Source organism: Amycolatopsis sp. NPDC031561, assembly GCF_055580625.1.
Window position 1 is genome coordinate 192363 of record NZ_JBVILA010000008.1, and the last position, 11590, is coordinate 203952.

An 11590-nucleotide genomic window follows, 5' to 3' on the forward strand; every position below is an offset into this window, starting at 1 on the left:
GACAGTTCGCGATGCGGCCGACACCGGGGATGGTTTGGACGTCTTCGCTGGGTCCCCGAGTTCGCGAAGCCGGTCGATACGTAACTCGGGCTCCAGTGCTGCCCATTCTCATGCGTGAAGATCTAGCGTTCAGACAGTTGGTCACCAAGTCTGGGTTACCGCCGGTACGGTTCCACGACCTCCGGCACGGCGCGGCAACACTGTCGCTGGCTGCGGGAAATGACCTCAAGAAGGTCCAGGCACTGCTGGGTCACGCGAGCATCATCCTGACGGCCGACACGTACACCAGCGTGCTTTCGTCTCTCGCGCGTGCGAGCGCCGAAGCGACCGCGAGCCTGGTTCGTCGCGCCGGCTACGAACGGGGCTAGAAGATTTGCAGGTCACGGGCCGCTCGCGGTCTACACCATCGAAGTCAGGGCAGCGGCCGAGGTCCGCACCTCATTCATCGCGGAGGAGCACTCGAACGGGCTCACGGTGGCCCCACCTCGGGCTCACACATCAACAAAGTCCACCGACGACATCCCTGAATTTACGGGATGTCGTCGGTGGACTTTGAATTCTTGCTGTGCGCCATCAGGGACTCGAACCCCGAACCCGCTGGTTAAGAGCCAGCTGCTCTGCCAATTGAGCTAATGGCGCCTGCTTGTTCCGCCGCTTTGGTGCTCCCCTTGGCGACGTGGAAAACATTAACACAGGGTTGCTGGGGCCCGTTTCAGGGGGGGTCCCCTTAGGCCGCCGTGGGCGTCGCGGGGACGTATTCGGCCATCCGGCCGCAGGCGTTGCGGCCGGTCAGGCAGACTATAGCCAGACGTTGGGGTTGGTACCACGCGAAACGGGCGGTGTGCATGAGGGTCTGGGGAGCGACGGGGCGGTCGCGGGTGGCGTTGGTGGCTGTGGTGGCCGGGTTCACACTCGCCTCGTGCAGCAGTACACCGTCGAGTGAATCGCCGTCTCCGGGCGGCACTCCCGATGGTTCGCAGCAGAGCAGCGCGGCTCCCGCTCCGAAGCCCGCCGCGATGACGCTGACCCCGGCGCAGGGTGCGGCGGACGTGGCGCCCGGCGAGCCGGTGACGGTCGCCGTCGCCGATGGCAAGGTGGGCGAGGTCAAGCTGGCCGGAGCCGACGGCAAGGTTGTCGCGGGCAAGCCGAAGGAAGACGGTTCGGGCTGGGAGTCGGCGGAGCCGCTCGGCTACGGCAAGACCTACACCGTCACCGCGGCCGCGACCGGGACCGACGGCAAGCCGGTCACCGCGACCTCGACGTTCTCCACGTCCAAGCCGGGCAAGCAGATCGGTGTCTCGATCAACCTGGTCGAAGGCGAGACTGTCGGCGTCGGGCTGCCGCTGATCTTCAGCTTCACCGGCAACGTGCCGGACAAGGCGGCGACCGAGAAGGCGCTGAAGATCGTCACCGAGCCGCAGGCCGAGGGCGCGTTCCACTGGTTCGGTGAGAAGACAGTGATGTGGCGGCCCAAGGAGTACTTCAAGCCGGGCACCAAGATCTCGGTCAACGCGGCGATCTACGGCAAGAACCTCGGCAACAACACCTTCGGTCGCGAGGACAAGCCCGCCAAAGTGGTCGTCGGCGACAAGCTGGTCGCGACCGCGGACGGCGGCACGCACCAGATGAAGGTCGTGGTGAACGATCAAGAGGTCAAGCAGATGCCGATCTCGATGGGCAAGCCGTCGAGCAGTACCCCGGCCGGGACCTACACGGTGATGAGCGAGCACACCGGGTACACGATGGACTCGAGCACCTACGGCGTCCCGTCGGACAGCAAGGCCGGCTACCGGACGTTCGTGAAGTACGCGGTGCGGATGTCGAACAGTGGCATCTTCTACCACTCGGCGCCCTGGTCGGTCGGTTCGCAGGGCAAGCGGAACGTGAGCCACGGCTGCATCAATCTGTCGACCGAGAACGCGAAGTGGCTCATGGACACTTCGAAGAAGGGCGACATCATCACTGTCGCCAACTCGGGCCCGCAGGTGCTGGAGCCGACCGACGGCTGGTCGGTGTGGCAGATGTCGTGGGACGACTGGAAGACCGGCGGCGACCGGAACTGACGCCAGACCCGGAGGGGTCCCCATAGGACGAACCCGTCCTATCGGGACCCCTTCTGCATTCCAGGGCTCAGGGCTACACGCGACACACTCCCCGCACCGGAAGACTCACGGCACCGACGCGATGGGGGTCCGGGGGCGCAGCCCTCCGGCGGGGGTTTGGGGGCTCGGCCCCCAAGAAAAGGCGAAACCCCAGCCTGTCGGGAGGAGCTCGCAAGAGCCCCGAACAGACTGGGGTAATGGGGTGAGCGACGGGTTTCGAACCCGCGACCTCCTGGACCACAACCAGGTGCTCTACCAACTGAGCTACGCCCACCATCGCCGGGCTCGGGAAGCTTCCCCATCACCTCGGCCGCACTATATTAGCGTGCCCGTTTCCGGGGCTCGCAACGGGTTACGGTTCGTGGCGTTCCTGCACTTCAGCGGCTGCGGCCTTGGCCTGTTCGGTGGTCGGGCCGGGCTGCGGGACGAAGGCGACGCGGCGGTAGTAGTCGAGCTCCCCGATGGATTCCTTGATGTCGGCGAGCGCGCGGTGGGCGAGGCCCTTCTCGGGCTTGGCGTAGTAGATCCGCGGGTACCAGCGCCGGACGAGTTCCTTCACCGAAGACACGTCGACCATGCGGTAGTGCAGGTGCCCGTCGAGGGCGGGCATGTCGCGGGTGATGAAGCCTCGGTCGGTGGCGATGGAGTTGCCGGCGAGCGGGGCGACGTTGACCTCGGGCACGTGCGAGCGGATGTACTCGAGGACGCGCTGCTCTGCCTCCTCCAAAGTCACCGTGGAGCGCCGGACCTCTTCGGTGAGGCCGGAGCGGGCGTGCATGTCACGGACCACCTCGGGCATGCCGTCGAGGGTCTCGTCGTCGGTGTGGATGACGATGTCGACGCCTTCGCCGAGGACGTTGAGCTCGGCATCGGTCACCAGCGCGGCTATTTCGATCAACGCGTCCTTGCCGAGGTCGAGCCCCGTCATCTCGCAGTCGATCCAGACTAGGCGGTCGTTCACCCCGAAACCCTAACCCGACCCGGGGATTCATGACGTGCGACGTGCGGGTTCGGCGCGTTGCTGGCAGCGTGTGCATCCTCAGGTGAGCCATATCACAGACCAGGGAGTGACAGTGGCCGAACAAGGTCCAGCCCAGGAGATCGCGCAGGGTTACATGAGCGAGGGAGCGGCCGTCGAGCTCGGCGCCGTCGTGATCGACGGCAAGGCCGACGCCGGTGCGGCGGTCCGCCTGCCCCTGGCGACGCTGAACCGGCACGGGCTGGTCGCGGGCGCGACCGGTACCGGCAAGACGAAGACCTTGCAGCTGATCGCCGAGCAGCTCTCGGCCGCGGGGGTGCCGGTGGTGCTGGCGGACGTGAAGGGCGACCTCTCCGGGCTCGCCGCGCAGGGCGAGAGCAACGACAAGATCGCCAAACGCGCGGAAGAGCTGGCTGATCAGTGGGCGCCCGCGGCGTTCCCGGTGCAGTTCCTGTCGCTGGGCACCGGCGGCAAGGGGTCGCCGATCCGGGCGACGATCACGAGTTTCGGCCCGATCCTGCTGTCGAAGGTGCTGGGGCTCAACGAAACCCAGGAGTCGACGCTCGGCCTGATCTTCCACTGGGCCGATCAGCGCGGCTTGGCGTTGCTGGACACGAAGGACCTCCGCTCGGTCATCACGCACCTGACCAGTGACGAGGGCAAGGAGGACCTCAAAGGCATTGGTGGCGTCTCGGCCGCGACGGCCGGGGTGATCCTCCGGGCGCTGTCCAATCTGGAGGCTCAGGGCGGCGAGGACTTCTTCGGCGAGCCCGAGCTGGACGTCCACGACCTGATGCGCCAGGTCGACGGCAAGGCGATGGTGACCTTGCTGGAGCTGGACAACCTCCAGTCGAAACCCGCGCTGTTCTCGACGTTCCTCATGTGGCTGCTGGCCGAGTTGTTCGAGGAGCTGCCCGAGGAGGGCGATCTCGACAAGCCGAAGCTGGTGTTCTTCTTCGACGAGGCGCACCTGCTGTTCAACGACGCGTCGAAGGCGTTCCTGGAGCGCATCGAGCAGACCGTGAAGCTGATCCGGTCGAAGGGTGTCGGCGTGTTCTTCTGCACCCAGCTCCCGACGGACATCCCGAACAACGTCCTGTCGCAACTGGGCGCGCGGGTCCAGCACGCGTTGCGCGCGTTCACCCCCGAAGACCAGGCGGCGCTGACGAAAACGGTGAAGACGTACCCGAAGACGAAGCACTACGAACTGGACTCGGCGCTGACGTCGCTCGGCATCGGCGAAGCGATCGTCACCGTGCTTTCCGAACGGGGCGCGCCGACGCCGGTCGCGTGGACCCGTCTGCGCGCGCCGCGGTCGAAGATGGGGTCCATCGGCGCCGAAGCCATCTCTGCGGCAACGGCGTCCTCGGATCTGCACGCGAAGTACGCCGAGACGATCGATCGTGAGTCGGCTTACGAGAAGCTCGCCGCGAAAGTGGCAGCGCCACCTGCCTGTGAGGCTCCAACTGAAGCGCCTCCGGCTCCGAAACCGGAAAAACAGGAGCCCGGGATGGTCGAGCAGGCGATGAAGAACCCGGCGGTCAAGTCGTTCCTCCGCTCGGCGGCGAGCGCGCTGGGACGGGAGATCACGCGCGGTCTGTTCGGGAACCGGCGGCGGTGAAAATACCTGACGCAATCTGTCAGGTATGCCTGGCAGACTCGGCTTCATGACCAACACCGCGACAGCGTCGTTCACCGTGGACGGCTGGGATCCGCAAGCCACCGAGAAGGCCGAAGGCACCGAGTTCTCCCGAGTGGTTCTCGGCAAGACCTTCGTCGGAGGCGTCGAAGGCACCAGCACCGTCGAGATGCTCACGGCGGTGAACGAGACGTCGTCGGCGTACGTCGCCTTCGAGCGGCTCTCCGTGTCCGTCGACGGGCGTAAGGGCGGCTTCGTTCTGCATCACTCGGCGGGGGAGAACGGGCATCACCTGATCGTCTTGCCGGGCTCCGGTCACGGTGACCTGGCGGGCATCACCGGAACGGCGGAGATCGTCCAGGACGACGAAGGCAACCACACCTTTACTCTCACCTACGAACTCTGAAAATCCGTGAAGGCCTCCTTCGCCGAAGGAGGCCTTCACGGACATCGCCTGCTGGGCCGCCCCCTGACAGCGGTCCAGACGGCCGGGTCAGCCGACGATCTGCTCGACGATCTTCTTCGCGTCGTTGATGGGGATCGCGAAGCCGATGCCGATGCTGCCGGTCGAAGACGGGTTGTACAGCGCCGAGTTGATGCCGATGACGTTCCCCTGCGCGTCCACCAGCGCCCCGCCCGAGTTGCCCTGGTTGATCGGGGCGTCGGTCTGGATCGCGGTGTAGCTGGGCCCGCTTTCGTTCGTGGTCCTGCTGTAGGGCGATCGCCGGTCCTGGCCGCTGTTCAGGTCGTCGAGCTTGCGGTTCAGCGCGCTCACAATCCCGGTGGTCACGGTGTTCTGCAGTCCGCCGGGCGAGCCGATCGCCACGACCTGCTGGCCGGCGACGAGCTTGCTCGAGTCGCCGAGCGAAGCCGGTGTCAGCCCACTCGCGTCCTTCGCCTGGAGGACGGCGATGTCGGCCTTCGTGTCGGCGCCGACCACGCTCGCCTTGTACTGCTTGCCGTCCGAAAGCGTGACGGTCACGTCGCCCTGGGCGTCGGCGACCACGTGCGCGTTGGTGAGGATGCGCCCGTCCGCCGTCAGGATGACGCCGGAGCCGACGGCCTCACCCTGCGCGGTGGTCACGTTCACCTGGACGACGCTCGGCGTCACCTTCGCGGCGACCCCGCTGACGTCACCCGAGGTGTTGTTCCCGACCAGTTGCCCGTTGGCGACCGCGGACGAACCCGTGCCGGACGCCGACGACGCCGAGTCGATGCCGACGAGCGCCGCGCCGCCGACTCCGCCGATCAGGGCGGCGGCGAGTGCCGTCGCGCTGACGAGGACGGCGACCCGGCCGCCCTTCTTGCGCGGCGGCGGGACCGGCGTCGGCGCCTGGGCCTGCTGCGGCGTGAAGAGCGGATTCGGCGCGGCCTGCCAAGGGGTGTAACCGGGGTACTGCTGCTGATGCGGCGGCTGGTGCCCACCGGTGGAGGCGGGGCCGGGCCGACTCTCGTTCTCGGTCATGGAACAAGATTCGCGCCCGTACTTGTGAACTGCCTGTGGAAAACCCCTCGGCTTTGCTGAGAAGAATTAGCTGAGAATCCTCAGTCGAAGAACGTCGGCACGTCCAGTGCGCCGCCCGAAGCTTCGAACTCCTCGTGCACCGCGGCGCGGAGTTCCGCGTCGGCCAGATAGTCGACGGCCGTCAGCGCCAGCCCCAGCGCGCCGTCGACGACCGCGCGATCACCGTCCGGCGAACCGGCGGCGGCCGCGAACTCCTTGGTGTGCAAGGCGGTCGTCGGCCCGGCGATGGCGATCATCGGGTGGATCGCGGGCATCCGGTAGGAGAGGTTGCCGAGATCGGTCGAACCGGTGAGGAACTCGGGCACGATCCCCGGCGGCAGCGGTTTGCGGCCTGCGTCGACCTGATGCACGGACCAGCGTCCGGCGAGCGTGGTGTTGAACCGGATCGGCAGGTAGGCGGGCTGGGAGTCCCACTGCAGTTCGATTCCGCAGCCGGTCATCTCCGCCGCGCCGCGTGCGATCGCCGAAACGCGCTCGGCGAGGTCGCGCAGCGTGTCCGGCTGCGCGGAGCGGAGATAGAACAGCAGCGCCGCGCGCTCGGGAACGACGTTCGGCCGCGCGCCACCGTCGGTGAAGACGCCGTGGACGCGGTCGCTGGAAGGCAGATGCTGCCGAAGCGCCGCGACACCCTGGTACGCGGCGACGGCGGCGTCGAGCGCGTTGCGTCCCATGAACGGCTGAGCCGACGCGTGCGCGCCGACGCCGGTGAACACCATTTCGAGCTGGCGCCTGCCGAGGAACGGGTGCATGGCGATGTCGTGACTGAACGGGTGCAGCATGACCACGGCGTCGACGTCGTCGAAAACACCAGCGCGGGCCAGAGTTTCCTTGCCGCCACCGCCTTCTTCCGCCGGCGTGCCGATCAGCGAGACCCGGCCGCCCAGCCGTTCGGCGACCGCCGCCGCGCCGAGGAAGCCGCCCGCGCCCGCGGTGCAGATGACGTTGTGCCCGCAGCCGTGGCCCAGCCCGGGGAGGGCGTCGTACTCGGAGAGGACCGCGATGTGCGGACCGCTTCCGGGAGTGCTCGCGACCAAGGCGGTGTCCAGCCCGCCCGCGCCGATGGTCACCTCGTGGCCGTGCCGCTTGAGTAGATCTCCGAGCGCGAGGACCGAGCGGTGCTCGGCGAACCCCTCTTCGGGATGAGCGTGCAGGTCTTGGCTCAGGTCCACCAGTTCCGCGGTCAGCGCGCGGACCCCGGCCTCGACGGCGTCCCGGGTGGCGGGATCCGCACCCTCGTGCGGCGAGCCGAGGGGTTCGGCCGCGGCGACGGCGTCCGCGGTCGCCTCGACCAGCGAACGGAGGTAGCTGTCGTCGGGAGGAATCGGCGAAGCGTGCTCAGAGCGGATCATTTCCGGATGTTAACCGGTAGCTCTCCCGTGACGATCTGCGTGACGCCCGAATACCGCTCCTCCACCCGGTCGAAACCGCGCCTGAACAGTTTCAGTGTGATCTCGCCGCGGTCGAACATCCGCTGTCCGCTCAGCCTGCCGAGGAAGGTGTCCGCCAGCCGCATCGGCTGATCGCTGTGCCGCGCGCTGGTCAGCATCACCAGCGAGCCGCCGGGTTTCAGTACCCGGGCGAACGAGTCCAGTGCCGCGTCCGGATCGGCGAACATGTGCAGCGCGGCGAAGCAGCAGACGGCGTCCACAGTGGAATCGCCGAGCGGCAGGTCGACGGCGTCGGCGCGCAGGTAGGTCACCGAAGCCGGGTTGGGCGCGGAGAGTGCCTTGTCCAGCATGGTGACAGAACCGTCGAGCCCGATCGAAAGTCCTTCAGGGCCGACGGCTTCGCCGAACGCGCGGGTGAACCTGCCGGTGCCGCACGCGACGTCCAGCGCGACCTGGCCGGGGCGCAGGCCGAGCGCTTCGACCGCGATGCGGACCTCGTCCGCCATGCTCGGGCCGTTCAGTCCTTTCGCGACCCTGCCCAGTGTCGGGCGCCAGTACCGCTCGTAGATCATCGGCACGGCGGAGGTGCGCATCAGTCGCTGCGCGAGTCCGGTCGGTGGCCCCGCCTGCGGGATTTCGCCCAGCAGATCGAGAAAACCTTCCCTGGTCCCGGCGGGTGTGGTTCCCGGCCGCAGCAGGCTCTCGAGACGTTCGCGATGGTCCGGCATGGCTGCTCCCTTCACGGTGGTCACCCGAGAATCTGCCATGACCGGCCCGTTCGCGACATTCCCGCCGCCGTGAACCGAAACTGTCGGTGGCCGTCTCTAACGTCGGAGGGAGTCGCCGTTCCCCAGCCGAAGGAGCCCGAAATGACCGGCTCGATCCTCCAGCACACCGCCACGACCACGCTGCGCATCCCGGTGCGCGGCCCGTTCGACCTCGACAAGTCCATCCGGTTCCTGACCGATTTCCCGCCCGCGTGCCGCACGGACGCCGCCGCCGAACCCGGCACCCTGCGCTTCGCCTTCCCCGCCGAAGCGGGGTGGGAGCACGTCGGTGCGGCCGTCAGACAGAGATCGCCCGGCTCGATCGAGGTGGAGGTCTTCGCCGAAGAAGGGCTCGCCGTCGAGGTCGGCGCCCAGGTGCGGCGGATCCTTTCGGTGGACGTCGACGGCACCGGCTTCGCCAAGATCGGCACCGCGGATCCGGTGGTGCGCCGCCTCCAGCAGACGTTCCCCGGGCTGCGGCCCGTTCTGTTCCACTCGCCCTACGAAGCGGCCTGCTGGGCGATCCTGAGCCACCGGACGAGCATGGCGCAGGCCGCCGTGGCGAAACGACGGCTCGCCGAGGAGTTCGGCAGGCCGGTGGACGTCGGCGGGAAGATCCTCAGGTCGTTCCCGGCGCCGGACGTCATGGCCGGGCAGGAGGCCGGGCGCGAGCTGCCGGAGATGAAGGCCGAGAGGCTGCGCGCGGTGGCCAACGCCGCCAAGGACGGTCTGCTCGACGCCGCGTACCTGCGCGCGATGCCGGTCCCGGACGCGTTGCGCTGGCTGCAGCGGTTGCCGGGGATCGGCCCGTTCTCGGCGCAGCTGATCCTGATCCGGGGTGCCGGGCATCCGGACGTCTTCCCCGGGGGCGAGCCGCGTTTGCAGGAGGCCATGCGGGCCGCGTACGACCTGCCGCTGGCGCCGCCCGAGGAACTGGAGGAGCTGTCCACGGTGTGGCGGCCGTTCCGCAGCTGGGTGGCCTTCGCCCTGCGCAACGACCGGGAGTTTCGCACGCGTGAGATCGGAGGTTCCATGACCGCCTGACACGGGACGTATCCCGCTTGTGGTGAGCTGGTGCGGTGAGCTCGTCTCCCGCCGAAACGGTTTCCGACATCGCCCAGTCCACCCCGCCCGGCACGATCACCCTGGTCACCGGTGGTCTCGCACTGCTCGTGGTGCTTTCGGGCAGGCCTTGGCGGATCGCCCGCAACCTGGTCACGCTCGTCCACGAGGCAGGTCACGCGCTGGCGGCGATCCTGGTCGGCCGTCGGCTGCAGGGCATCAAACTGCACTCGGACACCTCCGGGGTCACGGTCTCCCGTGGCAAACCGGAGGGGCCAGGGATGGCGTTCACCGCGCTGGCCGGGTACCCGGCGGCCGCGGTGCTCGGACTGGTGTTCGCCGGGCTGCTCTCGTCGGACCTGATCACCGTCGTGCTGATCGTGATGGCCCTGATGCTGCTGGGCGTCCTGGTGATGGTGCGCAACACCTACGGCGTGTTCGCCGTGGTCACCAGTTCGGTGGTGCTCGGCTTGGTCGCGCTGGTGGCGCCGTCGTGGTTCCAGGCGATCTTCGTCTACCTGCTGACCTGGTTCCTGCTGTTCGGCGGCGTTCGGCCGGTGATCGAGCTGCAGATCAAGCGGCGCCGCGGATCGGCGCGGGATTCCGACGCCGATCAGCTCGGCAGGCTCACCGGGGTGCCCGCGGTGCTGTGGGTGCTGGTGATGGCCGTGCTGACGGTGAGCTGTCTCTTCGCGGGCGGGTTGTGGCTGCTGGAGCCGACCGTCGCCTGACCGGGGCGGTGCGGCAGACTGATGGCTCGTTCCGCGCGGAGGGAGTCACCAGATGGACGAGGTCGCCAAGGCCGTCGAGGAATGCGCTCGATCGGCGAAACGGGCCGCGCCGTCGCTGGCCGCCGCCTCCGCGGAGGCGATCGACGCCGCGCTGAACGCCATGGCGGGCAAGCTGGTCGAGCACGCCGATGTGGTGCTCGAGGCGAACCAAGCCGACATCGCCAAGGCGCGCGAGGACGGTATGAGCGCGGGCCTGCTCGACAGGCTCACCATCACGCCCGAGCGGCTGACCGGCATGGCCGAGCAGCTCCGCCTCCTGGCCGGTGCGCCGCACCAGGAGCGGTCCGTCGAGGTGTCCACTTTGGACGGAGGGCTGCGGCTGGTGGAACGCCGCCGCCCGGTCGGCGTGATCGGCGCGAACTACGAGGCGCGCCCGAACGTCACGGTCGACGTCGCCTCGCAGTTGGTGAAGTCGCGCAACGGTGGCGTGCTCCGCACGGGCTCCGCCGCGCTCGGCTCGGCCCAGCGCCTGCGCGAGACCGTCATCGCCCCGGCGCTCGCCGAGGCGGGCATCGACCCGGACGTCATCCAGCTGGTGCCGCGCGCCGAGCGCGAAGCGGCTTCCGCGCTGGTGCGTTTCCCCGCGCTCGTGCCGCTGGTCATCCTGCGCGGCAGCGGCGACAGCACCCGGGCGCTGGCCACCGAGGCGGCCGTCCACGGCGTCCGCACGCTGGCCCACGCCGACGGTGGCGGCGTGCTGTACATCGACGAAGCGGCCGACACCGACAAGGTGCGCGAGCTGGTCTTCAACAGCCTCGACAGGCTCGGCGTCTGCAACCGGCTGAACCTGCTGCTGATCCACGAGGCCGCCCACGACCGCGTCTGGCCCGGCATCTCCGGCGCGCTGGCCGAACGCGGCGTCACGCCGTCGCTCGCCCCGCACGAGCACGCCATCGGCTACGAATGGGCGCTCGACTCCGACCGCGAAGCGACCGTCACCGTCGCGAAGGTCGCGAGCCTGCCCGAAGCGGCCGAGATCGCCAACGAGCAGACCTCCGGCCTCGCCGCCGGCATCGCCACCGAAAGCAGCGAAGCCGCCGACGCGTTCTTCGACGCGTACACCGGCACCGGCGTCTTCTGGAACGCTCCCACCCGGCTGCTCGACGGCTTCAAGCTCCTGGCCGTCCCCGAGACCGGCATCAACCTGGACAAGGTCCCGGGCCCGCGCGGCCCGGTCACCTACACCGACCTCTACGTGAGGCAATACGCCGTGCTGCCCGCCTGATCTTCACGGATGTCATGAAAGGGGCTTTCAGGACGAAAAGTGTCCTGAAAGCCCCTTTCATGACACTGGAGGTCTCGCGACAGCAGCGGCGATAGCAAAGGTCCCCTGCTCC

11 protein-coding genes and 2 tRNA genes are annotated in these 11590 nt (G+C 68.3%); 7 read left to right on the plus strand and 6 right to left on the minus strand.

From position 1 onward, the window contains the following. Positions 1-137: 137 nt before the first annotated feature. Positions 138-368, plus strand: coding sequence for a tyrosine-type recombinase/integrase (locus ACZ5IK_RS19290; protein ID WP_465488889.1), 231 nt, complete (start codon positions 138-140; stop codon positions 366-368). Positions 369-566: 198 nt separating this feature from the next. Here the strand turns inward: ACZ5IK_RS19290 and ACZ5IK_RS19295 are convergent. Further along, positions 567-639 (minus strand) — tRNA-Lys (locus tag ACZ5IK_RS19295). A gap of 206 nt (positions 640-845) precedes the next feature. Here ACZ5IK_RS19295 and ACZ5IK_RS19300 point away from each other — a divergent pair. Continuing rightward, complete coding sequence (locus ACZ5IK_RS19300; RefSeq protein ID WP_465488890.1) at positions 846-2063, plus strand: L,D-transpeptidase; 1218 nt, start codon at positions 846-848, stop codon at positions 2061-2063. 237 nt (positions 2064-2300) lie between these two features. On the opposite strand, the gene ACZ5IK_RS19305 is transcribed toward ACZ5IK_RS19300, so the two are convergent. Both ACZ5IK_RS19305 and orn read right to left on the minus strand, forming a co-directional pair. Continuing rightward, positions 2301-2376: transfer RNA gene (locus tag ACZ5IK_RS19305), tRNA-His, on the minus strand. Positions 2377-2454: 78 nt separating this feature from the next. Beyond that, the gene (gene orn, locus ACZ5IK_RS19310) at positions 2455-3063 is read right to left on the minus strand and encodes an oligoribonuclease (protein ID WP_465488891.1); all 609 of its coding nucleotides are present in this window, start codon (positions 3061-3063) and stop codon (positions 2455-2457) included. 112 nt (positions 3064-3175) lie between these two features. On the opposite strand from orn, the gene ACZ5IK_RS19315 reads away from it, so the two are divergent. Together ACZ5IK_RS19315 and ACZ5IK_RS19320 are read left to right on the plus strand one after the other, a co-directional pair. Further along, positions 3176-4702: a helicase HerA-like domain-containing protein gene (locus ACZ5IK_RS19315; protein ID WP_465488892.1), complete on the plus strand. Its 1527-nt coding sequence runs from the start codon at positions 3176-3178 to the stop codon at positions 4700-4702. A 46-nt stretch (positions 4703-4748) separates the two neighbouring features. Next, on the plus strand, positions 4749-5126 hold the full coding sequence (locus tag ACZ5IK_RS19320; RefSeq protein ID WP_465488893.1) for a DUF3224 domain-containing protein: 378 nt from the start codon (positions 4749-4751) through the stop codon (positions 5124-5126). A gap of 87 nt (positions 5127-5213) precedes the next feature. Here the strand turns inward: ACZ5IK_RS19320 and ACZ5IK_RS19325 are convergent, their stop codons facing one another. The 3 genes from ACZ5IK_RS19325 to ACZ5IK_RS19335 form a co-directional block, all read right to left on the minus strand. Further along, positions 5214-6185: a trypsin-like peptidase domain-containing protein gene (locus tag ACZ5IK_RS19325; RefSeq protein ID WP_465488894.1), complete on the minus strand. Its 972-nt coding sequence runs from the start codon at positions 6183-6185 to the stop codon at positions 5214-5216. Between the two features lie 80 nt (positions 6186-6265). Next, on the minus strand, positions 6266-7594 hold the full coding sequence (locus ACZ5IK_RS19330; protein WP_465488895.1) for a M20 family metallopeptidase: 1329 nt from the start codon (positions 7592-7594) through the stop codon (positions 6266-6268). Continuing rightward, positions 7591-8361 carry a class I SAM-dependent methyltransferase gene (locus ACZ5IK_RS19335; protein ID WP_465488896.1) on the minus strand — a complete coding sequence of 257 codons (771 nt, stop codon included), beginning with the start codon at positions 8359-8361 and terminating at the stop codon, positions 7591-7593. Before ACZ5IK_RS19335 ends, ACZ5IK_RS19330 begins: the two co-directional genes overlap by 4 nt. A gap of 141 nt (positions 8362-8502) precedes the next feature. Here ACZ5IK_RS19335 and ACZ5IK_RS19340 point away from each other — a divergent pair, with 141 nt between their 5' ends. Genes ACZ5IK_RS19340 through ACZ5IK_RS19350 form a run of 3 tightly spaced genes read left to right on the plus strand, consistent with a single transcriptional unit; the run spans position 8503 to position 11478 of the window. Further along, positions 8503-9444: a DNA-3-methyladenine glycosylase family protein gene (locus ACZ5IK_RS19340; protein WP_465488897.1), complete on the plus strand. Its 942-nt coding sequence runs from the start codon at positions 8503-8505 to the stop codon at positions 9442-9444. Positions 9445-9479: 35 nt separating this feature from the next. Next, entirely contained in the window at positions 9480-10193 is a 714-nt protein-coding gene (locus ACZ5IK_RS19345; protein ID WP_101610080.1) for a M50 family metallopeptidase, read from the plus strand. A gap of 52 nt (positions 10194-10245) precedes the next feature. Beyond that, on the plus strand, positions 10246-11478 hold the full coding sequence (locus tag ACZ5IK_RS19350; RefSeq protein ID WP_465488898.1) for an aldehyde dehydrogenase family protein: 1233 nt from the start codon (positions 10246-10248) through the stop codon (positions 11476-11478). The last annotated feature ends 112 nt before the right edge of the window (positions 11479-11590 follow it).